The organism is Vibrio sinaloensis (genome assembly GCF_000808535.1).
Taxonomy (GTDB): domain Bacteria; phylum Pseudomonadota; class Gammaproteobacteria; order Enterobacterales; family Vibrionaceae; genus Vibrio; species Vibrio sinaloensis_D.
Genome location: NZ_JWLV01000017.1, coordinates 1 through 24,171 on the forward strand (window position 1 = coordinate 1; position 24,171 = coordinate 24,171).

At 47.7% G+C, this 24,171-nt stretch carries 25 protein-coding genes; 10 read left to right on the forward strand and 15 right to left on the reverse strand.

Annotation, left to right across the window (positions count from 1 at the left end; translation table 11 throughout):
• The first annotated feature begins 77 nt into the window (after window positions 1-77).
• The 4 genes from RJ47_RS20855 to RJ47_RS11410 all read left to right on the forward strand — a co-directional run bounded on the left by RJ47_RS20855 (window position 78) and on the right by RJ47_RS11410 (window position 1,456).
• Window positions 78-269, forward strand: coding sequence for a DUF1289 domain-containing protein (locus tag RJ47_RS20855; protein WP_072036325.1), 192 nt, complete (start codon window positions 78-80; stop codon window positions 267-269).
• 103 nt (window positions 270-372) lie between these two features.
• Complete coding sequence (locus tag RJ47_RS21425) at window positions 373-522, forward strand: hypothetical protein (protein ID WP_197058137.1); 150 nt, start codon at window positions 373-375, stop codon at window positions 520-522.
• A 100-nt stretch (window positions 523-622) separates the two neighbouring features.
• Window positions 623-919, forward strand: coding sequence for an ArsR/SmtB family transcription factor (locus RJ47_RS11405; RefSeq protein ID WP_005473959.1), 297 nt, complete (start codon window positions 623-625; stop codon window positions 917-919).
• A gap of 150 nt (window positions 920-1,069) precedes the next feature.
• Complete coding sequence (locus tag RJ47_RS11410) at window positions 1,070-1,456, forward strand: MAPEG family protein (RefSeq protein ID WP_039483880.1); 387 nt, start codon at window positions 1,070-1,072, stop codon at window positions 1,454-1,456.
• On the opposite strand, the gene RJ47_RS11415 is transcribed toward RJ47_RS11410, so the two are convergent.
• Window positions 1,449-2,471: an acyltransferase gene (locus tag RJ47_RS11415; RefSeq protein ID WP_039483882.1), complete on the reverse strand. Its 1,023-nt coding sequence runs from the start codon at window positions 2,469-2,471 to the stop codon at window positions 1,449-1,451. The two genes, RJ47_RS11410 and RJ47_RS11415, sit on opposite strands and share 8 nt — an antisense overlap.
• A gap of 255 nt (window positions 2,472-2,726) precedes the next feature.
• Here RJ47_RS11415 and RJ47_RS11420 point away from each other — a divergent pair, with 255 nt between their 5' ends.
• From RJ47_RS11420 to RJ47_RS11440, 5 genes are all read left to right on the forward strand, one after another.
• On the forward strand, window positions 2,727-4,676 hold the full coding sequence (locus RJ47_RS11420) for a HAMP domain-containing methyl-accepting chemotaxis protein (protein WP_039483884.1): 1,950 nt from the start codon (window positions 2,727-2,729) through the stop codon (window positions 4,674-4,676).
• A gap of 89 nt (window positions 4,677-4,765) precedes the next feature.
• A complete protein-coding gene (locus tag RJ47_RS11425; RefSeq protein WP_005473968.1) occupies window positions 4,766-5,353 on the forward strand; it encodes a TetR/AcrR family transcriptional regulator in 588 nt (195 codons plus the stop codon).
• A gap of 104 nt (window positions 5,354-5,457) precedes the next feature.
• Window positions 5,458-6,309, forward strand: a complete 852-nt coding sequence (locus RJ47_RS11430) for an alpha/beta fold hydrolase (protein WP_039483886.1) — start codon at window positions 5,458-5,460, stop codon at window positions 6,307-6,309.
• Between the two features lie 159 nt (window positions 6,310-6,468).
• A complete protein-coding gene (locus RJ47_RS11435) occupies window positions 6,469-7,857 on the forward strand; it encodes an SLC13 family permease (protein ID WP_038135823.1) in 1,389 nt (462 codons plus the stop codon).
• Window positions 7,858-7,972: 115 nt separating this feature from the next.
• Complete coding sequence (locus RJ47_RS11440; RefSeq protein ID WP_052237942.1) at window positions 7,973-8,569, forward strand: hypothetical protein; 597 nt, start codon at window positions 7,973-7,975, stop codon at window positions 8,567-8,569.
• Between the two features lie 67 nt (window positions 8,570-8,636).
• Here RJ47_RS11440 and speB read toward each other — a convergent pair whose 3' ends face one another.
• Both speB and speA read right to left on the reverse strand, forming a co-directional pair.
• Window positions 8,637-9,563 carry an agmatinase gene (gene speB / locus RJ47_RS11445; RefSeq protein WP_038135828.1) on the reverse strand — a complete coding sequence of 309 codons (927 nt, stop codon included), beginning with the start codon at window positions 9,561-9,563 and terminating at the stop codon, window positions 8,637-8,639.
• Window positions 9,564-11,474, reverse strand: a complete 1,911-nt coding sequence (speA, locus tag RJ47_RS11450; RefSeq protein ID WP_005474003.1) for an arginine decarboxylase — start codon at window positions 11,472-11,474, stop codon at window positions 9,564-9,566. It lies immediately after the preceding gene.
• Between the two features lie 288 nt (window positions 11,475-11,762).
• On the opposite strand from speA, the gene RJ47_RS11455 reads away from it, so the two are divergent.
• Complete coding sequence (locus RJ47_RS11455) at window positions 11,763-12,284, forward strand: DUF2058 domain-containing protein (protein WP_039475105.1); 522 nt, start codon at window positions 11,763-11,765, stop codon at window positions 12,282-12,284.
• A gap of 179 nt (window positions 12,285-12,463) precedes the next feature.
• Here RJ47_RS11455 and RJ47_RS11460 read toward each other — a convergent pair whose 3' ends face one another.
• The 12 genes from RJ47_RS11460 to RJ47_RS11515 all read right to left on the reverse strand — a co-directional run bounded on the left by RJ47_RS11460 (window position 12,464) and on the right by RJ47_RS11515 (window position 24,160).
• Entirely contained in the window at window positions 12,464-12,676 is a 213-nt protein-coding gene (locus tag RJ47_RS11460; protein WP_005473978.1) for a cold-shock protein, read from the reverse strand.
• 295 nt (window positions 12,677-12,971) lie between these two features.
• Window positions 12,972-14,198, reverse strand: a complete 1,227-nt coding sequence (locus tag RJ47_RS11465) for a beta-ketoacyl-ACP synthase (RefSeq protein WP_039483888.1) — start codon at window positions 14,196-14,198, stop codon at window positions 12,972-12,974.
• A complete protein-coding gene (locus RJ47_RS11470; protein WP_039483890.1) occupies window positions 14,195-14,920 on the reverse strand; it encodes a 3-ketoacyl-ACP reductase FabG2 in 726 nt (241 codons plus the stop codon). The genes RJ47_RS11465 and RJ47_RS11470 overlap by 4 nt, the downstream gene beginning before the upstream one ends.
• A complete protein-coding gene (locus RJ47_RS11475; protein WP_039483892.1) occupies window positions 14,917-15,381 on the reverse strand; it encodes a hotdog family protein in 465 nt (154 codons plus the stop codon). Before RJ47_RS11475 ends, RJ47_RS11470 begins: the two co-directional genes overlap by 4 nt.
• Complete coding sequence (locus RJ47_RS11480) at window positions 15,374-16,561, reverse strand: beta-ketoacyl-[acyl-carrier-protein] synthase family protein (protein WP_039483894.1); 1,188 nt, start codon at window positions 16,559-16,561, stop codon at window positions 15,374-15,376. Before RJ47_RS11480 ends, RJ47_RS11475 begins: the two co-directional genes overlap by 8 nt.
• 9 nt (window positions 16,562-16,570) lie before the next feature.
• A complete protein-coding gene (locus tag RJ47_RS11485) occupies window positions 16,571-17,194 on the reverse strand; it encodes a DUF3261 domain-containing protein (protein ID WP_039483896.1) in 624 nt (207 codons plus the stop codon).
• A complete protein-coding gene (locus RJ47_RS11490; protein ID WP_039483899.1) occupies window positions 17,191-19,530 on the reverse strand; it encodes an MMPL family transporter in 2,340 nt (779 codons plus the stop codon). Before RJ47_RS11490 ends, RJ47_RS11485 begins: the two co-directional genes overlap by 4 nt.
• Complete coding sequence (locus RJ47_RS11495) at window positions 19,502-20,119, reverse strand: outer membrane lipoprotein carrier protein LolA (RefSeq protein ID WP_039483900.1); 618 nt, start codon at window positions 20,117-20,119, stop codon at window positions 19,502-19,504. Before RJ47_RS11495 ends, RJ47_RS11490 begins: the two co-directional genes overlap by 29 nt.
• On the reverse strand, window positions 20,116-20,562 hold the full coding sequence (locus RJ47_RS11500) for an acyl-CoA thioesterase (RefSeq protein WP_039483903.1): 447 nt from the start codon (window positions 20,560-20,562) through the stop codon (window positions 20,116-20,118). The genes RJ47_RS11495 and RJ47_RS11500 overlap by 4 nt, the downstream gene beginning before the upstream one ends.
• Complete coding sequence (locus RJ47_RS11505) at window positions 20,562-22,115, reverse strand: HAL/PAL/TAL family ammonia-lyase (protein WP_005473872.1); 1,554 nt, start codon at window positions 22,113-22,115, stop codon at window positions 20,562-20,564. Before RJ47_RS11505 ends, RJ47_RS11500 begins: the two co-directional genes overlap by 1 nt.
• A complete protein-coding gene (locus RJ47_RS11510) occupies window positions 22,096-23,799 on the reverse strand; it encodes a glycosyltransferase family 2 protein (protein WP_082016335.1) in 1,704 nt (567 codons plus the stop codon). Before RJ47_RS11510 ends, RJ47_RS11505 begins: the two co-directional genes overlap by 20 nt.
• Window positions 23,792-24,160: a 3-hydroxyacyl-ACP dehydratase gene (locus tag RJ47_RS11515; RefSeq protein ID WP_005474013.1), complete on the reverse strand. Its 369-nt coding sequence runs from the start codon at window positions 24,158-24,160 to the stop codon at window positions 23,792-23,794. Before RJ47_RS11515 ends, RJ47_RS11510 begins: the two co-directional genes overlap by 8 nt.
• Window positions 24,161-24,171: the final 11 nt, after the last annotated feature.

The following is a 24,171-nucleotide window of genomic DNA, read 5'->3' on the forward strand; positions in this document are numbered from 1 at the left end:
CGAAAGATCAACAGACCCTAGTTATCGCAAATATGACTACACTTTAGTCAGTGACTTAAGACCTTATTGGCAAGCCTATGTCGTTGCGTGAAACCAAAATCACCAACCCTTGTGTGCGAAATTGTTGTCTCGATGACGATGATGTTTGCCTTGGCTGTTTTCGTACCCTAAAGGAAATCTTGGGTTGGAATCAGATGACTCAGGCTCAACAAAAGCACACCCTGTCTTTATGTCGACAACGACGTCAAAAATCACGCCCTTTCTCTTAGCCTACTGTGACGATGTCGCCGCCAACAAAAAAGCAAAATAACGCTTTACCTAAAGTTAACTTGAGGTTTTATCCTGTTGTTAAATCAACAAGGAGTGAGAATTATGCAGAACAATTATGTAAAAGAGTTGGCGATCAAGAGCTATCAAGAAGAAGCGCAAAAAGAGTTCTATCGAACATCCTCGGAGTCCTTTCATACCCCAAGTTTTATGATTGGAATTATAGTTAGCTCGATACTGATGGGTTGGTATTAATCTGATTTGCGTAGTTTCTCTACATCCCTGACTTTCTTGGGGTGTTGCACTCAATAGACACTTCTATTAATCTGGAAATATACGATTATTTGGAGTGACTATGGAACTCGACGCTGTCGCGAAAGCATTAAAAGAGCTGGGCCACCCAACGCGGCTATCTATCTATAAAACCGTCGTCAAAGCAGGCCATCAAGGTGTTGCGGTTGGTGCAGTGCAAGAAAAAATGGCCATTCCAGGCTCTACCCTTTCCCATCATATCTCGAGTTTGGCGTCAGCGGGTTTAATCAGCCAGCGTCGCGAAGGTCGTACCCTTTATTGCGTTGCAGAGTATCAATGCCTTGAGGGTGTGATTGGCTTTTTGCGCGCCGAGTGCTGCGCCGATGCAAAAGGAAAGTAACCCCTTTTAGACAACGGTGGAAACAGGCAAGTATTTGATACTTTGTGGCACTGAGTGTGATTAGTTTAACAAGCTACCCAGTAACGCCTCGCTGTTCAGCGAGGCGTTTTTGTGATTTATTGGACACTCACACAACAGAGGACGTTGACCATGGTTACAGCACTTTACGCTTCAATATTGGCTGGTTTGATGATTTGGCTTTCGATTGAAGTCATCAAACAGCGTCGCAAAGCACAAATAAAATATGCCGATGGCGGTGTGGATGCGTTGCAAGTCGCACGCAGTGCTCATGGCAATGCGGTTGATTATGTTCCCATTACCTTAATACTGATGGCTATGGTCGAATACAATGGGGCGTCTGTTTGGCTCATTCATCTATTTGGCACGCTCTTCATTATCGGGCGCATCCTTCACGCGAAAAGTATTCTTGCCGACAAATTGAAAGGACGCATCACTGGTATGAAGCTCACCTTTCTTGTCATTGTCGGCTTAATCATACTTAACTTAGTCTACTTGCCATATGAGCGAATTATCTAAGTAACCAGCGATAAAGCGGTGTTTTTGATAAGCCAACCACCAAAATGAGCGTTGTGATGAGCGTCCCGAACAGCACTAAGCCATCTTTGGCAAGGTCGGTAATCTCATAGTATCGTGCAACGTTCATCATCAAGATTATGACAGGTAAGTGCGCTACATAGATGGGCAGTACGAACTTTGACAGCGACGTGATACGTCCATCTTTCCCAAGCTCAGGCTTTGCCAATAACCAAAGAAAACAGCCTGTTCCCCACAAAGCTGTACCAAAAAGAAAATCGTTGGCGTTGAACGGTTGATCAAACTGATAGAGCCACGCTGCCTCACCAAAATGAATCATCATGCCGACAAATGCCAAAAAGGCGGCGTGTCTTGCGCTAACGGATATGCTGTGTTGACGGATGGCAAAACCAATGGCGAACAACAATGAACTAAAGAATGGGCCGTTACGAGTAAAGAACGGGGTCCATAGTTCGGTCAGGTTTTGATAGCTACCGCCGAGCACGCCATATACGTAAAGGATTGCGCCGATCGGCAATAACCACGTCGTTTTGTTTAACTTGGCGAGTACACCTGCGATAAGCGCGGCAAACATAAGAGCAGGAATAAACCACAGGTGAACCAATCCCCCTTCCAAAACAGAATTGAATGGCGTTGCCGCTAAAAATTGCCAATACCCTTCACGCTCTGCTAGATAGCCTTGCTCTGCGACTAGCTGAAGGTTGAACGGCATCAGCAAACAAATGATGCTCCAAACAACAAAAATCCTCAGTAATGGGGCGAGGTACTGTTTCAACGTCGAGATAGGGTCTACGATTAACTTAGGTTGAATCAAGTAGCCAGAAATTAGAAAGAAAAGGGGTACCGCAAATCGAGTGGTTTGGTTGAAGATGAAGCCCAGCCAAGGTGTGCCGTCAAACTGCCAATAAGTGAGAAACATTTGGCAGTGCATTGCAACGATCGCGAGTATAGCGACGACGCGGCCAAACTCGATACTGATGATTTTATCGTTATTCATAAGTGACTTTTTATGGAAACAGAGTGGCGAAAGATAACAACTCTTTTGCCGAAAAATCATGATTTGGATGAGGTTTTATGTGGATGCAAACAGCACTTCTTAGCGGATTTGAGAGGCGTATCCCTTTTTTGTAACCGACCTCATTATCAATAAAATATTGTTGTTAATCATTGTGATAAGTGGCGTGAATGCTTTTGTTGAAGGTATTCATTAATTGGTGGGGTTGACATAGGAAAAGGCAACTTGGAGAGCAAGATGGTAAACGGAATTAAGATCAGTACAAAAATCATCATCGCGTTTTTGGCATGTTTTATCTGCTTTGGTATCTCGGCGTATGTCAGCTATCAAGGCATGCAAAATGCCAGTTCAAGTTTTAAAACCTTTAGCAAATTATCGAAAGAAACGACACTCATTGGCCAAGTCCAAGCGAATATGTTGCAAACGCGCCTAGGGGTGAATGAGTTTCTTGCAACCCACGATGATAAGTACATGCAGGCATTTAACAAACGCTTGGATCGGACCAATACTCTGCTTTTTGACTTGGAAGCGTATCTGCATGATGAAGAGAGCTTGCGCCATTTAGCAAAAATTAAAGTCGAAGTGGCGGATTACGCCCGTAACTTCGATCTGTTGCAGAGGGAAGTCCATGAGTTTGATGTTTCTTTGAATGGCACGATGCGTGAGCAAGAAAAAGTGGCTCTCATTGTCATCGAGTCGTTGCTGGAAGACGCGCACAACAGCGGTGATGCTGATATTGAGTATTACTCGGCGATATTGATGGAGACCTTCTTGTTCGCCAAAATTTCCGTATCAAACTTCCTTCAAGATCCGCAAAAAACACCGTTAGAGACTCCTCGTCGTTTTCTTAATCAGCAGCTCCCTGAAGCGGAGGCCGCGCTCAAAAAATACTTAGTGACCGACAAGCAGCAATCGTTATTGTCTACTTATCAGGACGAGCGAGAAAAATACAACCAAGATTTTGAGCATGTCGTGATGCTTAAGGAGCAAGAGCAAGTCTTGAGTCGAGCATTGATTCAACTCGGAGAAGATATTTCGCAAGAGCTTGAAGAAATCAAATACACCGCGATCGCTCAGCAAGATAAGCTCATCCCTCAATTGCAAGAGCGAAAAGAGCAGACAGTGACAGCGATTTTCCTCGCATCTGCCGCTGCCATTATGATTGGGGTGGCGTTTGCTGTGTGGGTCCGTCACTCCATTTTGCAAGGCATTGCACGGGTGAAGGTGGTGTCTCAGCACTTATCCAATGGCAACTTGGCGATTAAGATAGAAAGCAATAGCAAAGATGAGCTCGGCGAATTGCTCAATGATATGCAAGTGACGATCCTCTCGTTGCGAGACATCATCAGCGAAGTGGCGACGTCTAGCAGTCGCGCGGGTGTTATGTCAGAGGAGTTATCCCAAATCACCAGTACCACGAGTGAGTCTTCTCAGGCATTGAAGCAGGAGATGGATTCAATCGCGACCGCAGTGGAGCAACTGTCCGCAAGTACGCTAGAAATATCAACCAGCGCACAGGGCGCCGCAAACTTTACCCAGCAAGCCACATTTAATGCCGAAGAGAGTTTGAGTGTCGTCGGGCAAACCTTGCAAGATATTCGAGTCATAGAGAACGAAATGACAGCAAGTGTTGAGCAGATTCAAGGGCTCTATCAGGAGTCAATCAATATTGGCTCGATTCTCGAAACGATTCGAGGCGTTGCTGAGCAAACCAACCTGCTTGCATTAAATGCTGCTATTGAAGCCGCGAGAGCAGGAGATCAGGGAAGAGGTTTCGCCGTTGTTGCAGATGAAGTTCGAACGCTGGCGCAGCGCACACAAGAAGCGACCCATCAAATTGAAACTTTGATTACCAACTTGCAAGCGGGTGCAGAATCCGCGACAAATTCGATTACGGGCAGCCACAATCGAGTACTTGAAACGTCTCAGCGTGCGATTTCAGCGACCGACAAGCTCCAAGCGATCAAAGACTCCATTTTTGAGCTTAACGAGCTGAACTTACAAATTGCGGCGGCGGTTGAGGAGCAGAGCTTGGTGGCGAACAATGTCAGTGGCAGTGTGCAAGAAACCAATGAAATATCCACTCAGAACAGCCAATCAGTGGGGGAAGTGTCGGTGGCCGCCAACGAGCTAACGGAAGTGGCGCAGAATCTCGATCTGCAAGTGAAACGCTTCACGCTAAACTGAGTTGGGTGTATTCAGGCTATTTGGTTTTCGCTGTTGGAAAAAAAGTACGAGTGTGCTAAAAAGAGCAAGTGGTTGTGTAAGAGTGTTCTATGAGTAAAGGCAAAGTTACCCGAGAAAATATTTTGACCAAGGCGTTTGAACTGGCAAGTGAGAATGGTTTAGAGAGTCTAACGATTGGTGAATTGGCCAAGCAGTGCGGGATGTCGAAAAGCGGTCTGTTTGCTCATTTTAACTCTAAAGACAACTTGCAGATTTCGGTTTTAGAGCATGCAAATCATATCTTTACTCAGAGAGTGATTGCACCGGCGAGAGAGCATAACGCCATATCGATCGAGCAGAAATTAAAGATGCTGCTTGATAACTGGCTAGGCTGGAATCACTCTTTTCAAGGCAGTTGCATGTTTCTCGATGCATGGAAAGAAACGGGGTGCGAGACACCTCCGACTCAACAAGTCCTGAAAAAAACCATCGCGACGTGGGTTGAGTACTTGCGTATTCAGGTGGCGAAAGGGGTGGAGAATGGTGAATTTGATTCGCAATTGGATCCTAAACAAGCCACCTTTGAACTGTATGGGTTGTATTTAAGCGCTCACCTTTTCTACTCATTGCACGGAGAAGAGGCGAGTTATCAGCATTTCTGGCAAGGCGTTAACCGTCTGATTGAAAGCTGGAAATAGAACAAAGTAAGCTGAGTATTTCTACTTGGCTTATTATTTAACTAAAAATAGCACGGTCGTTCGCTTTTGCGAGAGGTAAGGACTGGCAACGAAAGGAAAACAAAATGAGTGAGAAGATTTACTTTAACACCTCGCAGAAGTTCAGCGTCAAAAAGAGCCTAGTCAACTTGACCACCCGTCTGCATCATACGTTGGCGCCAAGTCATGCAAAAAATACCGCGCGCAAATTGCTGCTTACTCCTGCTCGCACGCAGCCAAAAAACGCAGAGCCAACGGGCTTAGTTAAAGGCGAAGTCAGCTCAAAAGAAGGTGTGCTCAAGACGTATCAGCTTGGCTCTGGGCCTGTGTGGGTGTTGACTCATGGTTGGTCAGGCAGTGCGAGCCAGTTCTACCCATTAATGGAGCACATCGCCAGTCGAGGCTATACCGCATTGGCTTATGATCACCCGGGCCATGGGCAAAGTGGTGGTGTTTATGGTCATATCCCCGCTTTTGTTCACGGCTTGGAAGCGATACTGGATAGCGTTGACGAAGTTGCTGGGTTAGTCGGCCATAGTATGGGTACCGCTTCGTCGATTGAATGCCATCACCAGAAGTTGGCAGATAAGCCATTTTTGCTGATCGCACCTGTCCTCGACTATCTGGATAACCTATTTGGCAGCGTCGCTCGCTCTGGCTATTCAATGCGCTTGTTCAATGCGGTGGTTTCTGAGGTGGAAGAGGAATATCGCTATCCGATTCAATCAGTCGATCCTTACAACAAACTCAAACTTCGCTCTGCATCGACTATTATTGTTCATGATGAAGGCGATAAGTTTACCAAGTTCTCGGTCTCTCAACGCGCCGCTGAAGAGATGCCAAATGTCACATTAGTTGCAACCCAAGGTCAGGGCCACGGCAGAGTGATGAAGTGTGCAGAAGTGATGCAGAGTTTTGATAAATTGAACGGTATTTAATCAACAGAATTGATGGGAACTTATCAAGTGTATTCATTAACTTAACATTGTTAACCATGATTTTGATGTGGTTAACAAATTCGCAATAAAAAATATTTCCGAGCAGGGTTGTGTGGGATCATTTGCTATGCCACAAGGCCCTCATAAGGAAATATAATAATGAATAGAAATGATAGTGTCCCTTTACCTAGCAATACCCGAGAATGGTTTTTTAACCGCAACAGCATGATTATTTTGGCGAATATCGCGTTGTTTGCGGTCATGTATTTTTCCCTCCCGTTTGATCCCCAAGTGGTACTTGGGATCTGCATGCTGACGTTTGTGGCCATTTTGTGGTTGACCGAAGCCTTGCATGTCACCGTCACCGCTATCCTAGTTCCCATCATGGCGGTATTGTTTGGTGTGTTTGATACCCAAACTGCACTGAACAACTTTGCCAACTCGATCATCTTTTTGTTCCTTGGCGGTTTTGCTCTCGCTGCGGCTATGCATCGCCAAGGGCTCGACAAGGTGATTGCTGACAAAGTACTCATTCTTGCCAAGGGTAAGATGAGCGTCGCGGTATTTATGCTGTTTGGTGTCACCGCTGCGCTTTCGATGTGGATCAGCAACACTGCAACCACGGCGATGATGCTGCCACTGGTATTAGGCGTATTAAGCAAAGTGAATTCAGAAAGCGGCCACAAGACCTATGTGTTCGTGCTGCTTGGTATTGCTTACAGCGCCAGTATTGGTGGTATAGCAACTATCGTTGGTAGCCCACCAAATGCCATTGCTGCTGCTGAAGTCGGCTTAACATTTACCGAATGGATGAGCTTTGGTGTGCCGACAACATTAGTGCTCTTGCCTGTTTCGATTGCGGTGCTGTTCTTCGTACTCAAGCCAGATTTAAATGGCCAGTTTGAACTAAACCGAGAAGCGGTCAACTGGGATAAGGGCAAAGTGGTGACCTTAGCGATCTTCGCTGCGACCGTATGTTTATGGATTTTTAGTAAGCCAATTAATGCTATGTTGGGCGGCTACGCCAAGTTTGATACCGTTGTGGCGTTAGGCGCGATCGTAGCGGTGAATTTTGCACGCGTTGTGCACTGGAAAGACATTGAAAAAACCGCTGACTGGGGTGTGTTACTGTTGTTCGGTGGCGGTATCTGTTTGAGCAACGTATTAAAAGCGACAGGAACCAGTGTATTTTTGGCGAATGGCTTAAGTGAAATGATTGCTCACTTAGGCATCTTCTTTATTATCGCGGTCATCGCTGTATTTGTCGTCTTCTTGACCGAGTTTGCTAGTAATACTGCCAGCGCAGCATTGCTGATTCCGGTATTCGCAAGTGTCGCTGAAGCTTTCGGCATGTCGCCTGTGGTCCTATCGGTATTGATCGCTGTTGCGGCGTCGTGTGCCTTTATGCTGCCCGTTGCCACACCTCCTAACGCGATTGTGTTTGGCTCTGGTCACATTAAGCAAAGTGAGATGATGCGAGTCGGGATCATTTTGAACCTCGCGTGTATTGGCGCACTAACCTTCATCGCGTTGAGTTTGTGGACTTAACAACACGCAATAAAAACCAAAGCGAGGCAAATGGCCTCGCTTTTTTACGATTAGATTCGTACGATGGCTCAATGCAGTTGTCGCAACGACAAAGATAACGGGTTAAGGAAAGCCAATGAAATGGAGTGTAGGGATACTGGTCGCGGTTTGGAGCAGTTTGCTGTTTGCTGAAGTGGTAAAAGAGGAGCCGGCTGAGTCGTTCATTAAGGTCAACATGACGCTAGAGCTTGATGGTGTTGAACGGTCGATTGATCAAACGCGTGAATCGCTGGACCAAATTGGAGTGGCGCTCGGCCAAATAGCTCAAAGTGACAACCTTAACGCGGATCAGCAGCGAATGCTGGGCGATACGATTGAAAATCTAAATCACTTGGTGCACTTATCGAAAGCGTCGGTAGAGTCATTGCCTCAAGCATTTGAGCGATCTAAACAGACGATCTCTGATGAAAGTAAGGTATTTATGGATGACCTGCGCTTTAAGGTATTGCTTGTTGTCGCGGCGATCGGATTGGTGGTTGTATTAGTGATTGCTGCGATAGGCTGGTTTATTCTGCGGCCGATGCAGTCGTCATTGGTTGCGGTGACTCAGAACATCGCTTCGATGGCGGGGGCAATCAAAACCACTGCGGATGCGCTAGACTCCATCTCCAACCAACAAGGAGAGATTGCAAAGCGGTTAGAGCGTCATGTTGATTCCGCCGACAAGTCTTGATGATGGTTCGAGCGCGCCAAAAACAAAAAAGCTGACGTATTAACGTCAGCTTTTAGGTTGCAAGGGATTACTCGCTTTCTCGATTAAACGCCCAAGCGTACATCAATTCCAACGCGATGGTGGCGCCTGCAAGCGCTGTAACGTCGCTGTGATCGTACGGTGGTGAGACTTCGACAACGTCCATACCCACAATGTTAATTCCGGCAAGAGCACGCAGTATTTTAAGTACCTTGTCCGAGTTAAGGCCGCCGCAAACAGGAGTGCCAGTGCCCGGCGCAAACGCTGGGTCCAGACAATCAATATCGAAGGTGACGTAAACAGGTTTGTCACCAATGATGTCTCGGATGCGTGCCACGATATCTTCAGCGCTTAGCTCGTTCGCTTCCATCGCATTGATCACGTTGAATCCGTGTTCGTCGCGTTTGTACTCTGTACGAATACCAATTTGCACTGAATGTTTTGGTGAAATCAGCCCTTCATTTGGTGCATGGTAAAACATAGTGCCATGATCGTAACTGCTGCCATTGGCATAAGTATCGGTATGAGCGTCAAAGTGAATCAACGCCATTTCTCCATGATGTTTCGCGTAGGCGCGCAAAATAGGCAGGGTGATGAAATGGTCACCGCCTAACGCCAGCATGGTTTTACCGCTTTTCAGGATTTCACTGGTGGCCGCTTCTAAGCGGTAAGTGAAATCTTCGGCATCACCACAATCAAACACCAAATCGCCTGCATCAATGACTTTTGCTCGGTCGAATACGTTGAAGTCCCATGGAAATTTCTTTCCTTCCCACGCCAAGTTAACCGAAGCGCGGCGGATCGCATCTGGCCCCATACGCGCGCCAGGGCGACCTGATGTTGCCATGTCGAGTGGCACGCCAAGTACCACGAGATCAGCGTCTGATGAGACAGGGTTGCGCAGATATGGTCTGCGCATAAAACTCATGGAGTTTGAGTAGAGTGAATAATCAGTCTTGGTAAACAAATCATTCATTTAGAAATCCTCTAAGTAGGTGTAACCAGACAGGCCACCCTCTAATTCTTCAAGTATGGTTTGCTGTTCGCTTGCGTCAACACGTTCTGCCACCAGTTCGCGGTAGTTGCTGCGAATATTATCTACATCAATGTGCACGTAACGCATCATGTCTTCTACCGTGTCGCCTTCATCGATGCGTTCGATGATCGCTTCTCCGCTCTCATTGACGGTCACCACAGCACTATGGGTATCACCAAATAGGTTGTGCATGTCACCAAGAATCTCTTGATAAGCACCGACCAAGAAAAAGCCCATTAAGTACGGCTTGTCTTTCGTCCAAGCGGGTACTGGCAATGTGGTCTCGATACCTTGGCCTTCAACGTATTGCTCAATTGCACCGTCGGAGTCACAGGTGATGTCGAGCATCACAGCGCGGCGATCTTCCACATTTTCCAACCCTGACAGTGGCAACACAGGGAAGACCTGATCAATGCCCCATGCGTCTGGAAGCGATTGGAACAACGAGAAGTTAACGAAAAACTTGTCGGCTAAACGCTCGCTCAGCTCATCCAAAATTGGACGATGGAAACGGTTTTTTGCGCTGAGTTGTCCACTCAGCTCGTAGTAAATACGCAGCGACAGTTGTTCTGCCCACGCTCGTTGGTACAAGTTCAACAATCCCATTGCGAACTGAGAATGCACCTCAGCTAAGTCGCTTTGCGTGTCGTTGTAAATTTCAATCAGTGCGCGTGCATTACTGTCATTTTGTAACGTTTCCCAGTTCGACCACATGTTTTGTAGCAAAATTGGGTCATGGGCGTCAGGTGCACTCACACTTTCAGGATGGTACGCCTCTGTACCGATAACGTTTGTGATCAGTACAGCATGATGAGCAGTCAAAGAACGGCCAGACTCAGAAATAATGACTGGTTCTGGTTGCTCATACTGCTGACACACATCGCCCACGGTACTGACGATATTGCGAGCGTACTCAATCAAGCCGTAGTTCATTGAGTTTGATGACTGGCTACGAGTGCCGTCATAATCAACCGCAAGACCGCCGCCGATATCAAAGAACTGGATGTCGGCGCCCATGCCACGTAGTTCGCAGTAGAATCGTGCAGACTCATTCACACCATTGCGAATATCGCGAATGTTGGCCATTTGAGAGCCTAGGTGGAAATGCACTAACTGCAATGCATCGAGCTGGTCTTCTTCTCTTAAACGGTCAATAACAGTCAGAACTTGAGACGCGGCCAAACCAAATTTGGATTTTTCACCACCGCTGGATTGCCATTTCCCTGCACCTTGTGACGCAAGGCGAATACGAATCCCCATACGCGGTTTCACGCCTAGGCTTTTCGCTTCTTTAAGCACAAGATCAAGCTCGGATAGCTTCTCAAGCACGATAAAGACCTTATGACCAAGCTTTTCACCAATCAGCGCCAAGCGAACATATTCACGGTCTTTGTAACCGTTACACACGATGACGGAGCTCGCTTTTTGTGCGAGAGCCAATACCGCGAGAAGCTCAGGTTTGCTGCCTGCTTCCAGTCCTAGCTGTTTGGTTTCTAATTGTGCTTGGCTTTCCAAAATCTCATCGACGACTTCTTTCTGTTGGTTCACTTTAATTGGGTAAACCAGCAAGTAGTTATTCGTGTATTGATACTCGTCGATCGCTTGGTTAAACGCATCACAAATGCCATGCACGCGTTGGTGCAAGATCTGAGGGAATCGAACCAGTACAGGCAAGTTAAGTTGCTGCTCTTCCAGCTTTGAAACGATATTACTGAGCGGAATCTGGTGCGATTGGTCGCAACGAGGCGATACATACACTTCGCCCTGATTATCAATGCCATAGAAGCCTTGGCTCCAGTAATGTACGTTGTAGTCCGCGCGAACACGATCGAGTTTGGAAATATTTTCCACGTCTAGTCTCTCAAAGAATAAGGAGAGTGAAACATGAATCAGAAGAACCTGAAGTCATACCTAACACGGCAGGAGTCATGGGACGCTTTTGGCCGGGTTGAGCGCATTAACGGACAAAAAGCCGTCAGAGTCTAACAAATTAATTTTGTCGAAAAGATAGCCAAGCTTATATAGATAAAAATTATGATTGAATCGGCATAAATCAGAGGTGGGAATGCGGCTATCAATCTTTATTTGCGTTAGTTGAACCGCTAAAATGGACGCAAATTGATTACCTTTGGAAGAACCATGGCAAAACTGACACTTCAAGAGCAGATGCTAAAAGCAGGCTTAGTGAACGAGAAAAAACTCAAAAAAGCGAAGAAAGGCTCGAAGAAATCTCGTGTCCAAGCGCGCGAAGTTAAAGCAGCTGTTGAAGAAAACAAACGCTTACAGCAAGAGCGTGATAAGGCGCTGAGTGAAGAGCAGAAAGAGCTGCGTCTATCCAAAGAGATCAAAGCGCAAATTAAACAGCTTATCGAAATGAACACCATTGAACAGAAAGAGGGTGAGATCAAATACAACTTTACCGATGGAACACTTGTGAAAGCGCTTTACGTTGAGCCATTGACGCGTGATCAGCTAGCGAAGGGCATTCTATCGATTGCGCGTACAGACGATACCTATGTCGTTATCCCTAGCAGCGTAGCGAAGAAGATTGCTCTGCGCGATGAGAGTGTGATCATCGAGCAAAACGCCCCAGCGGAGGATATTCCTGCGGAAGATGACCCGTACGCAGATTTCGTCGTGCCAGATGACCTGATGTGGTAATAGCAGAAAGATAGGTTTATACAGCGCTCTGCATTGGCAGGGCGTTTTTTTTGCCTAAACATGGATAAAGTGGAGCGAGGGATATGAGCTAGAGGTTGGTAGAATGCAAAGCATAAAAAAACCAGCCACTTGGCTGGTTTTTGAAATCTTAGAAAATTGACGCTTGAGTCAATCTAAAATTATAGTACTTCAACGTTAGCAGCTTGAGGACCTTTTTGGCCTTGCTCAACTTCGAAAGCAACCTTTTGGCCTTCAGCTAGAGTTTTGAAGCCTTCGCCAGTGATAGCGCGGAAGTGTACGAATACGTCAGCACCGCCGTTTTCTTGAGTGATGAAACCGAAGCCTTTCTCTTCGTTAAACCATTTTACTGTGCCAGTAGTTTTGTTAGACATGATGTGTCCCTTGTATAAGTTTAATTAAATGTTTGGTGCGCTGAAAAATTGAACTATTAAATGTAACTATGAAGCTAAGGGAAAATCTAACTGTACTGCAGCAGAATGCGAACATTCTGAATGATTTACTTTTACTTGAGTTTCACTAATAACCCTGAATAACAGAGCGACGCAATAGTATGTCAGCGCCTCAGAGGAGTAAAGGCTTATTTTCCAGATTGACCATATTCGTGATCGAATTCGGTAATAAGCCCCTTCCTCTATAAGTACGTCATCAATAAGAAAAAGTGAGCTATCACGCTAACTTTTTAAAGATGATAGACGTATTAATACCACCAAAAGCAAAATTATTGCTCATGAGGTATTCGACCTCTAATTCGCGGCCTGCACCTGTAATATAGTCCAAATGACCGCATTGTTCATCCAATGTTTCGAGATTTAATGTTGGGCTAAACCAACCTGTGTGCATCATCTCTAGGCTCAGCCATGCTTCGATTGCGCCGCAAGCTCCCAACGTATGGCCAAAATAACTCTTCAAAGAGCTGATTGGTACTTTACCTAGTGCATTAGCGGTGGCATTGCTTTCTGCAATGTCGCCACGATCGGTTGCCGTGCCGTGGGCAGAGACATAATCAATTTTTTCAGGTTCGATGCCCGCATCTTGTAGCGCCATTTCCATACAGATTTGCATGGTTTCCATTTGAGGCTGTGTCACGTGGGCGGCATCGCAATTGCTGGCAAATCCGACGATTTCAGCGTAAATCTTTGCCCCGCGCGCCACGGCATGCTCATATTCCTCGAGCACTAAGGTTCCTGCGCCTTCACCAATCACGAGACCATCTCGACCTGCGTCGTACGGACGTGGGGTCGACTTTGGAGATTCGTTTTTCAGGCTGGTAGCAAACAGCGTATCGAAAACGGCAGATTCTGTTGGGCAGAGTTCTTCGCCACCGCCGGCAACCATCACCGTTTGATAACCGTGTTTGATCGCTTCATACGCGTATCCAATGGCTTGGCTACCAGAGGTACACGCGCTGCTGGTCGGAATCACTCGGCCTTTTAGACCAAAGAACAAGCCAACATTCACCGCGGTCGTGTGCGGCATCATTTGTACGTAGGTCGTTGCGGTGATTGCTTTGGTGGTTTTCTCATTGAGCATGACACCAAAAGCGCCGATCGCATCGGTACTGCCCGTTGATGAGCCGTAAGCAATACCCGTTTGGCCATTGGTTAGCACGTCGTGACCGATTAACCCTGCTTGGTTCAGCGCGTTTTCTGTCGCGACGGTTGCGAGTTTAGAAACGCGCCCCATTCCACGGACTTGTTTTCTTTTGTAGTGTTTAGGAAGCTCAAAGTGGTCAATGGGGGCAGCCAATTTGGTGTTTAAACCTTCGTACTGCTCATAAGAGGGCATGTATTGAGTGGCATTTTCGCATGCGCGCAGCTTTGGCTCGATGCTGTCCCAATCATTACCGAAGGCCGTGACGCCCGACATGCCTGTCACTACTACGCGACGACTCATACTAAGCCTCCATTTACAGAGATGACTTGGCGCGTCACATAACTAGCAATGTCAGACATCAAGTAGCTCACAAGGCCTGCGACTTCTTCCGGCTCGCCCATTCGACGAAGCGGGATTTGCGGCATTGCGTGTTCTTTGACATGCTCATCGACCATTCCCGTGTCAATGAGACCGGGTGCGACGCAGTTGACGGTGATTTTGCGTTTAGCCAACTCTAGGGCGAGGGATTTGGTCGCACCGATGACACCGGCTTTCGCGGCGCTGTAGTTGGTTTGACCACGATTGCCCATAAGACCAGACACGGACGCAAGCGTCACGATTCGTCCGCCTTTGCGTTTTTGCACCATTGGCATTACGCATGGGTGTAAAACGTTGTAGAAGCTATCCAAGTTGGTGTGGATCACGCCATCCCACTCTTCTTCTGTCATCGCTGGGAAGGCGGTATCACGGGTAATGCCTGCGTTGTTAACCACACCGTAGTATGCGCCATTTTCTGCGATGTCTGCTTCTAGCTTTTCGCGGCACTCTTCACGGTTGCTGATATCAAACTGAATAAGACGACCGCTACCGCCATTTTCAATAATGGTATCTAAGGTCTGCTGCGCACCTTTCTGGTCGCCCATATAATGAACTGCAATAGTAAACCCATCCTTTGCAAGTTGGATGGCAATTGCCTTGCCGATACCTTTACTGGCACCGGTGACTAAGACATTTCGGGTCATAATTGACTCCTAGTTTTCATTTCTTCTAATTTTTCTTGGGATGGAACATAAACGTTAAGCTGACAACTGGCGACAACTTGGCTGTCGATTTCTATACGAGCGGAGAATACCGCCATGCCGTTGTCTTCCATCAATTGCTCAGCGTACATGTCCAAACGTGAACCTGCTTGAAACGTGTCACAGTGAGAGGTGTAGCGACGGCTGCCGAGTAAAAAACCGATCGGCGGTTGCTCGCCTTTCTTCATGGCGTGATATCCAGACCATGCGGCGATAGACTGCGCCATAAACTCGATACCAACATAAGCTGGAACCGTCTTTGACTGAGTATCAAAGAAGGGATTTTTCGGTCCAATGTCAACTTGGCAATGAATGGAGTCTTGCTGAATATCGATAGCCTGATCAATCAAGATCATGGGCTCATCATGTGGGAGTAGTTGCGAGATACAAGGATAGCTAGTCATGGGTGTAACCGAATATGAGACTAATATTGTTACCGCCAAAAGCAAAAGAGTTACTTAAGATGGCTTTGCCTTCGAGTTTAGCCAAACTTTCGACCAATGAAACGTCGATATCGGTGGCTTTGTCTTGGCAGTGCTGTTTTGGCAGTGGTAGATCGTATTTTAAAAGGTGCCATGCGATGGCGGCTTCCGTTGCACTTGCGGCGCCTAGAGTATGGCCTGTCAGCGGCTTGGTGGAACTCACCGGTACCGATTGGCCAAATAGGCGATAGATGGCTTTGCTTTCCATGCTGTCATTGAGCGGAGTCGCTGTGCCGTGAGCGTTGATGTAACCAATGTCATTGGGCGTAAGTCCTGAGTCTTTTAGGGCTTTGCTCATGGCTTGTTCTGCGCCATTGCCTTCTGGGTGCGGCGCAGAAATATGGTGAGCATCAGAGCTGTCACCGACGCCAAGTAAGGCGATGTCTGTAGGTTGGCGACTTAGCAATATAAAGGCCGCCGACTCTCCGATATTAATGCCGTTACGCTGCGCATCAAATGGACGACAAAGTTGGTCTGACAGCGCTTCTAGACCATTAAAACCGTTTAAGGTGAGTTTGCAGACGGTATCGACACCACCGACGATAACAGCATCGACAATGCCGCTCTCAAGCAGTTGTTTTGCGCTGATGAAGACGCGGCCACTCGACGAACACGCCGTAGAGATCGAGTAGCATGGGCCTTCTAAACCAAAGTAGCGCGCAACAAAATCACTGCTGTTGCCCAGCTCTTGTTGGCTATAGTGGAAATGGTCTGGGAACTTGCCATGTTGCCCTTTATGCGCGATTGCCCTTTCACCGTCTGAGATGCCTGATGTACTTGTGCCCACCACCACGGCAACTCTTTGCTTGCCGTATTTCTCAATTGCGCGTTTGACACTTGGCTCAATCTGCATAAGCGCAGAGAGGGCGAGACGGTTATTTCGAGTGTTGTATGTGCACAGCGACTCTGGAAGGGGCGGAAGCGACTCTGCCACTCGTCCTACGTAGGTTGAGCGTTGAGTATTCAGGATGTCGTCATCTCGCACCATATTGGACGCTCTTTCGCCCAATAGACACTGGTGAATGTGCTGGTGCTCACTTCCCATCGCGGAGTGGAAGCCACAGTCTTGAATATAAACAGGTGAGGAAGCGCGTGTTGTCATGCTAACTATCTATGGTGTAAATGGCGTTTTGCGGTATTGCAGCGTTTTAATGATGATGGTGTAGTCGTCAGATAACTGATGGAATCGGATGTCTCCATCAAGCCGTTCGTCACTGCCATATTGAATATCAATGACTTTTTCACCTTGGCTATTGAAGATGCTTCTTGAATTGCCCTTATCAATAAGCTGCCACCTTACCTCATTTAGAGGGCCTTCCCAAGCAGAACCCGGCCAGAGCGTGATCATCAGGTTAAAAAGCACCTGTTCAGGCTGAGGCAGTACGCCTTGTAATCCTGCAAGCACATCGGTGGTGATCATCTCGGATTGATAATTTAACGACAAAATTCTGGTGCCCCAAGATGAAAATCCGGCTAACACTAGCTTGTCTTGATCAACTTGAAGTTGAACGGGCAATTGTTCGCTGCGCGCAGAAGTGGATGTGGTCCAAGTGGCGCTGATTAACTGACTCGCGCTTAAGGTGTAGCCCAGTTGTTCTGGGGTCGGCAAGGTCACCGCAATCTCATCACTGATTTGGACTTTTGGCGTCACTTCTTTTGGCGCAGATGCGCAGGCGGTAAGCACCAAGGCGATGGCGAAACTGCTGGCCAACTGTTGAAACGATCGAACGCTCATTGTGTCTCATCCTTTAGGTTGATGGCTAGTGGTGAGAGTAGCCAAGCGACAAAAATACCACTCAGCACGGTAATCCCAAAGCTATGAATCGCATGGGTGTCACTCAATGCCAATAATCCAAACGAGAGCAGGGTGGTAATGGCTGATAAGGTAATGGCGAGCAAGGTGCTGTGGCTGCGTGATTTCTCGGCAAAAAACAAGGTGTAATCAATGCCGATACCGATGATTAAAATTAGCGCCAGTAGGTTGAATAAGTTCAGTGTCGAGCCCAGAGCCGATGCTGCCGCGAGCCCTGCAATACAGGCGATCAACGAAGGCAATACAATTCTGATGGCATGTTGAAGGCCGTAGCGTTTGATAAGCAGTGCGCTAATAATGATGATTGCGAGGGCAAGTAACTCCATCACATGGGTTCGATACTTGGCAAACAACAAGGAGATCTCTTGCGCCTTATTGAGATAACTGATGTTGTTATTCTCTTGCGCCCAACTCATCACAAGCTCGGGATTACTGAGCTCGGTTAAGACAATCACACTGGCGACGCTGTCATCGAATTGGCCAATGTAGAGGAAGCGGATTGGCTCCGAGACAGGATTTGCCAAATACGCCTGGAGCGAGATAGGCGAAAATTCCGCTGCAAAATCAGGCGTCTCGACTAGCCCCAAACTTGCGGCTAAGGTCTTCGCTTGAGTCTTATACAACTGCGCGATCAAGGTGAAATCTTGCTGCTGCAACAGCTCGGAGCTGAGAAATTGGTTCAAACTTTGATACTGCTTTATGACGCCTTGTTGTTGCCACTTGTCGAGTTGAGGCGTAATCGCTTCGAGTTTTTGCATCAAAGATTCATCATCATGCGCCGTTACCACAAGCATCTGCTGAGAAGACTTTAATCCACTCACTTCGCTTATTTGCTGCTCTTGTTGCTTTAATGAGTCAGGCATGGCTTGAAGTTGGCGAATATCATCGTCGTAGCGAAGTTGGCTTAACGGATAGGCCGTGGCCACGAGACAAACAATCGGTAGCGCAATGCGATAGGTCGGTTTAGACCACAGGTTGAGCCACCACCGCCAAAGGGACTCTCCGGGCAATGGACGTGAAGGGCTGGTTTTTTTCGCCAGAATTGGGTACCAAGCGACGACGGTAATGTAGGCGGCGATCAATCCAATGGATGAGAACAGCGCAAGTTGCTGTAAGCCAGGGAACGGTGCAATCAGCATCCCCAAATAGCCAATCAAGCTGGTTGCCAGACCCATGGTGATGGCGGCAAAAATGTGGGTGAGACCTTTGCGACTGTCCCACTGCTTGCCCTCCGCTAAGCGCTCAGTGAGGTAGTGAAACGCGTAGTCAATCGACACCCCAATCAAACTTGCACCAAACACAAGACTAAACAAGTGAACGCGTCCAAACAGCCAGGTTGTGACGGCCAGCGCGGCAAGCAGACCAATAGAAATTGACAATAGTGCCAAAGCCAAGGGGGTGACGCTGCGAAAGACAACGACAAACAAGCCAATGACGCCTAGCAGTGAGAATAGGCCGATGGTGCTGATCTCTGATTTGGCACTTTCTGTGCCAAACTCGGCGTAAAACAATACCCCCGTGTGGTGGATGGTTGCTTGGAAAGTCTCTTCGATTTGCTGTTCAATCTGTTTGATGTCAGCAACGCCCTGCTGCGCCGCCAAACTGTATGGGGAATCCGTCAGCGAAGCGGTGACCAGCACATACTCTTGACCCTGAAAATTGGTCGTTAGGAAGCCATTTTTTAATGTGAAGGCACTATTTTGCGCAGACACTTGGGCTAAATAATCACGAAACAGAAGAAAAGGGTCATTTTTCAGCTCTTGTCCTGTCACGCCAGAGAAAGGGTTGTAGATGGACTGAACCACAAGCTGTACTTGCTCTTGAGGCGTGTTGGTCAGTCGTTGCCTTTGTTCAGGGGTTAACTGCTGGTAACGGTGTTCAAAGTAGTACGATGCCCACTGTTTTTGTTGTTCTGTGCTGATCTTGCCTGTCACTTGATCAAATAGCTGCGTGCCTTGTAAAGCCGTTGTGAGTTCGGTGGCTGCGGAGAATACAGAGTCCTCTTCCGGCGCCGTCAGTAGGAAGACAATTTTATCGCTCATGCTGTTGGAAACGGTTTCGAACGCTTGTTCAGCCACAGGGTTTTGTTGGTTTTTGGGCAACAGCTTAAGAATATTGGTTTCTATGGGCGCGTGCTCTGAGTAGAGCCATTGCTTGCCAAGCATAGCGACGAAAAGGGCAACCAATACCAACCAAACCAACGCGATAGCACGCTGGTTCAGTGTTAGATTAGAAATTAAATTGCGCTTGTTCAGCATCGGTCAGACCTTGTGGCTCTGAGGTTTGGTTCGAAAAGAAGATGTCCGTTTTGTCGCCGCGCAGCTCTTGCAACTCTAAATGCTCGATGTCGTCGAGCCCTGTCAGTGTAATTTGCTTAAATACGGCGTTCAGTGGCGCCTTACTTGGGGTGAGCGCAATCGTCCAGTTGCCAGTCTCCACTTTGAAATCGATGGTGAACTGCTCCTCAAGCGCGGCGGTATCGCCATGAAAGACGGCTAAGAACACGTGGCTAAAGTAGAACGCCATCGGGTTATCTTTTGCGGTAATGGTCTGGGGCGCTTGGCCAGCAAAGGTTTGGCGTAACTTATCTTCGGTCAACACTAAGCTGACGGGAAAGGGGCTCGCTTGTTGCCACAGCAATCCACGAGATTTGCTCAATGTAAACTGACCTTGCGAGCTTAGCGGTTGGTCAAACATCTCTAGGTGGCGTGACTGAACAAAATCGCCACGTACCGTTTCATTTTTCGCTAGCTGCTGTTGCAGTGAGTCTAGGTCTGTCACCTGCGCGGTAACGAACGGCGAGCAGATGAGTAGCGCAGCGGATAAGCACTTCTTAATCAATGTCATGCGAGCTTCCCATGTTGATGCCACTGGTTGACCTTATCGATAAACACTTTAGGAGAAGCAAAGCACATCTCTTGCTCTTTGATAGAGACCGCAACTTGGGTGGTGTGAGCCTTGCACATCCTTTGGTTGGTTTGGGCATCATAGATGATGTAATCGACACGCAGGCGGTTTTCCCACTCGGTCAATTTTGCATGGACACGTATTTGATGATTGAAAGGGATCGCTTTCACATACTTCACGCGCGTGTCGATGATAGGCCACATGTAGCCTGATTCGTTCATCTTGAGGTAGCCGTAATCAATCTTGTCCATTAACACTCGGCGAGCTTCTTCAAAAAAGCGGAAGAAGTTACCGTGATAAATGACGCCCATAGGATCGGCATCTTGGAAGGAGGTGATCAGTGTCACCTCCGATTCCAACGCAAATTGAATCTCTGGATTCATTAAGCCTCCGCGTAAAGTGGCCAATGACGCTGTTGAATACGACCGATAAAGTGACGTAAATCGTGCTCGAGAGGGCGATCCTCCGCGACAAATTCAAACTCACTCAATACGGCATCACGAATCATCTTGAGGTTGTCACTCATATGATGTTCATCCAGTTCGTTATGACGACGACGGATTTCGATTGCCTGAACGCTTGCCAGTAGGGATGCCGCTGCGACTTGCTCCGTCAGCTCCAAAACACGCAAACAATCACGGGCTGCGATGGTGCCCATGCTGACTTTGTCTTGGTTATGACACTCAGTTGAACGAGAAAACACGCTAGCAGGCATGGTGTGTTTCAGCGCTTCTGCTGTCCAAGCGGAAATACCAATCTGAACCGCTTTAAAGCCGTGATTGATAGGTTTACGTTCGCCTTCAGCGCCAGTCAAGTTGAAAGGTAAGCCATTGTTAAATTTGTAGTCCATCAGCTGCGCCATTTGACGGTCAAGAAGATCCGCCAAGTTAGCGATACCGGTTTTCAGTGTGTCCATCGCCATCGCGATATGGCCGCCGTAGAAATGCCCCCCGTGCAGTACACGTTCGTTATCGCCATCGATGATTGGGTTGTCGTTCGCACTGTTTAGCTCGTTTTCAATCATTGAACGTAACCAAGGCAGTGAGTCTTGTACGACACCAATAACGTGTGGTGCACAGCGCAGCGAGTAGCGATCTTGCAGGCGATCGCTGTTGCGTGGTGGGCGCTCTGCGTTGAGGTCATCGCGCAACCAAGCCGCAACTTGCTGTTGACCAGGGTGAGGTTTCACAGCAAAAAGCGCTTCATCAAAGTGGAAGTCGTTGCCATGCATGCCCACAGAAACCATCGCGGTGATCTTGGTACACAATTGAGCAAGGTATTCCGCGCGTTTGTATGCCAAACAAGCAAGAGCTGTCATCACAGATGTGCCATTCATCAGTGCCAAGCCTTCTTTCGGCTTTAGTTGAATAGGGTTGATGCCAAGCTCGGCATACACTTCCGCCGTTGGGCGTACTTCACCTTTGTACAGCACGTCGCGTTCGCCGATGAGTGCGGCTGCTAAGTAGGAAAGTGGTGTTAAGTCGCCACTAGCACCCACAGAACCTTCTTGAGGGATACGCGGCGCAATGTCTTGATTGATCAAGGTAACGATTTGATTGAGCAAATCGTGAGTGACTCCCGAGACACCCTGAGATAAAGAGCAAAGGCGAGTCGCAAGTACGGCTCTTGCTTGTTCATGGGTCAGAATGTCACCCAAGCCACAGCCATGGAAGCGGGTTAAATGTAACGGCAACTCATCAACCAGCTCTGGTGGAATCGCAACGGTGCAGGAGTCGCCATAGCCCGTCGTCACGCCGTAGATAACGCCTTCTTCTTTAAGCAAGCGCTCAAGAAAAGCGACACCACGATCAATTTTCGCGGTAAATTCAGCGGAGTTATTAAGTTTTGCGTTCGAGCCTTGCGCGATGGCTACAACGTCTTCGATCGTTAATGATTGCGCGCCGAAAGTAATGGCGTTATTGGTTTGCGTTGTCATCTTGCTGATTACTTAGAGTCCAGAAATTGAAAAAATTATACCACTGCAAAGGTGCTTGCAGGGTGTAGTGTTCGAGTCGGTTTGCGTAGTTCTGAACAACCTGTTCTAAAGCGTGTTGGCGCTCCTTGCGCGGCAGAACGATCTTGTCGCTGAAATGCTCGAAATAGACGTTAAAATGCGGTGTCTTGCTGGTGTCATCCCTTAGCCCGAAGAGTAAGTACACTGGCGCTTTAAGCACAGAAGCCAGCATAAAAGGACCTTGCGGGAAGGGGGCACGCTTACCAAGAAAGTCGGCCCATACCGAACGGCTTTCTTTGCTGGTGGAGGTTCTGTCACCGACGATGACCACCCACTCACCTTGTTCGATTTTTTGCTGCAGCAAAATGGCCGTATCTGGCCCCATCGAACTGACTTGAATTAAGTTGAGTTCTGAATTTGGGTTGACCGCTTTCATGACCGTATTGAAGCGTTCGGCATGCTCTGTAAACACCAGCGCATTGATTTTGACATGCTTATGGCGTCGGCCGAGTGCACGGCATAGCTCGATGTTGCCAAGGTGAGAGCCCAAGATGAGTACACCTTGCTTATTGTCGACCATGTCTTGAAATTGGTCTTGACCGTGAATGGTTAGGTTATCGACGTTAAAGTCGCCTTTCCATGCCGCCAGTTTATCTAACATGGTATGGCCAAAAGAGAGCAAGTGTTGGTAGCTATCTAGGTTTGATGGCAGTTCAATCTTTTGTTGTTTGGCGTAGCTTTTAAGTTGCTGCAGATAGATCTCGGATGCTTGTTTTGCGTCTTTGCCTGTGTAGTGGTAGTAACGCATGACCAGCTTCAAAATGAGGTTAAATGCGCCCCGACCCAACAGGCTATAGACTGCCAACATCAGCTTAATGCCAATGATGGTGCCTTGCTCCTGACGTTTAGACCAGTGAGCGTTTGAATTACTGCGTTTCTTTCTTGCGATGAGCTTCGGAATGCGCGGCAACATGCCAAAGAATAAGCGTGTATGCATCCAACTGATTTTAACGTTGTCCCATAAGGCATCGAAGTGAGAAATGCCGCCCTCAGGGTAGATAACGCGAGTTTCCACAAAATCGATTTCGACACCTTCCCAGTACATCCGCACCAGAATTTCGATGTCAAAGTCCATACGTGTACCAATGCGGTACTGGTTGAGCACCTTGATGGTGGCGTCGACAGGGTAAGCCCTGAAACCACACATGCTGTCCTTGATGGCAAAAGAGAGAGTTTCAATCCAAACCCAAATATGAGTCGCGTATCGACCATATAAACGAGATTTAGGCACACTGTCATCGTAAACCGGTTGACCTGAAATAAGGTGAGTCGGGTTTGCCTGTGAGGCTTCAATCAGTTTAGGCAGAGCGTCCACATCGTGTTGGCCGTCTGCATCGATTTGGATGACATGGCTGTAGCCAAGCTCGTGGGCTCGGCGGATACCCGCCATGACGGCGCCACCTTTGCCTTGGTTTTCTGCCAAGCTAAGTAGTGTGACACCTTGGCAATCAGAGAGGTCGTTTAGCGCTTGTTTGGTTTGGTGATTGCTGCCGTCATCTACAATGATAAAAGGGATGTCAAAAGGGGTCAGAGACGACACCACGGCTGCGATGGTACTGCCGTGGTTGTAGCAAGGAATCAGGAAGCAGGGTTGGTAACTACTCACTTTTTTCACCCAATTTCATCTTGCCAGAAGAGTGAACAATGGTTTGTTCATCTCGTGTCGAAGCGTACTTAAAGGCAAGTTTTTGTTTCGCGCTATCCCATGTTAACTCGAGTGTCACTAACATGTTGGGACGAATGGGCTCTTGGAATTTGATCACTTCCATGCCTTTAAATACCCTTGGCGCATTGAGTGTTTCAATGGCGTAATGCAGCGCCCAATCAATCTGAGTCACGCCTGGGAGCAGGGGAAAATGAGTGAAATGCCCCTGAAAATCTAACAGATCAGCATCCACCTTAAGCTCGAGAGTCGCTTGGTGCTCTTTGATATCCGTGCGGATGATGGTTGGTTTTCTTTTTTCCATATAACGGTCAA

Coding starts and splice junctions, on each gene's coding strand:
- RJ47_RS20855 (WP_072036325.1), top strand. CDS start 78: ATGTCGTTGCGTGAAACCAAAATCACCAACCCTTGTGTGCGAAATTGT.
- RJ47_RS21425 (WP_197058137.1), top strand. CDS start 373: ATGCAGAACAATTATGTAAAAGAGTTGGCGATCAAGAGCTATCAAGAA.
- RJ47_RS11405 (WP_005473959.1), top strand. CDS start 623: ATGGAACTCGACGCTGTCGCGAAAGCATTAAAAGAGCTGGGCCACCCA.
- RJ47_RS11410 (WP_039483880.1), top strand. CDS start 1,070: ATGGTTACAGCACTTTACGCTTCAATATTGGCTGGTTTGATGATTTGG.
- RJ47_RS11415 (WP_039483882.1), bottom strand. CDS start 2,471: ATGAATAACGATAAAATCATCAGTATCGAGTTTGGCCGCGTCGTCGCT.
- RJ47_RS11420 (WP_039483884.1), top strand. CDS start 2,727: ATGGTAAACGGAATTAAGATCAGTACAAAAATCATCATCGCGTTTTTG.
- RJ47_RS11425 (WP_005473968.1), top strand. CDS start 4,766: ATGAGTAAAGGCAAAGTTACCCGAGAAAATATTTTGACCAAGGCGTTT.
- RJ47_RS11430 (WP_039483886.1), top strand. CDS start 5,458: ATGAGTGAGAAGATTTACTTTAACACCTCGCAGAAGTTCAGCGTCAAA.
- RJ47_RS11435 (WP_038135823.1), top strand. CDS start 6,469: ATGAATAGAAATGATAGTGTCCCTTTACCTAGCAATACCCGAGAATGG.
- RJ47_RS11440 (WP_052237942.1), top strand. CDS start 7,973: ATGAAATGGAGTGTAGGGATACTGGTCGCGGTTTGGAGCAGTTTGCTG.
- speB (WP_038135828.1), bottom strand. CDS start 9,563: ATGAATGATTTGTTTACCAAGACTGATTATTCACTCTACTCAAACTCC.
- RJ47_RS11455 (WP_039475105.1), top strand. CDS start 11,763: ATGGCAAAACTGACACTTCAAGAGCAGATGCTAAAAGCAGGCTTAGTG.
- RJ47_RS11460 (WP_005473978.1), bottom strand. CDS start 12,676: ATGTCTAACAAAACTACTGGCACAGTAAAATGGTTTAACGAAGAGAAA.
- RJ47_RS11465 (WP_039483888.1), bottom strand. CDS start 14,198: ATGAGTCGTCGCGTAGTAGTGACAGGCATGTCGGGCGTCACGGCCTTC.
- RJ47_RS11470 (WP_039483890.1), bottom strand. CDS start 14,920: ATGACCCGAAATGTCTTAGTCACCGGTGCCAGTAAAGGTATCGGCAAG.
- RJ47_RS11475 (WP_039483892.1), bottom strand. CDS start 15,381: ATGACTAGCTATCCTTGTATCTCGCAACTACTCCCACATGATGAGCCC.
- RJ47_RS11480 (WP_039483894.1), bottom strand. CDS start 16,561: ATGACAACACGCGCTTCCTCACCTGTTTATATTCAAGACTGTGGCTTC.
- RJ47_RS11485 (WP_039483896.1), bottom strand. CDS start 17,194: ATGAGCGTTCGATCGTTTCAACAGTTGGCCAGCAGTTTCGCCATCGCC.
- RJ47_RS11490 (WP_039483899.1), bottom strand. CDS start 19,530: ATGCTGAACAAGCGCAATTTAATTTCTAATCTAACACTGAACCAGCGT.
- RJ47_RS11495 (WP_039483900.1), bottom strand. CDS start 20,119: ATGACATTGATTAAGAAGTGCTTATCCGCTGCGCTACTCATCTGCTCG.
- RJ47_RS11500 (WP_039483903.1), bottom strand. CDS start 20,562: ATGAATCCAGAGATTCAATTTGCGTTGGAATCGGAGGTGACACTGATC.
- RJ47_RS11505 (WP_005473872.1), bottom strand. CDS start 22,115: ATGACAACGCAAACCAATAACGCCATTACTTTCGGCGCGCAATCATTA.
- RJ47_RS11515 (WP_005474013.1), bottom strand. CDS start 24,160: ATGGAAAAAAGAAAACCAACCATCATCCGCACGGATATCAAAGAGCAC.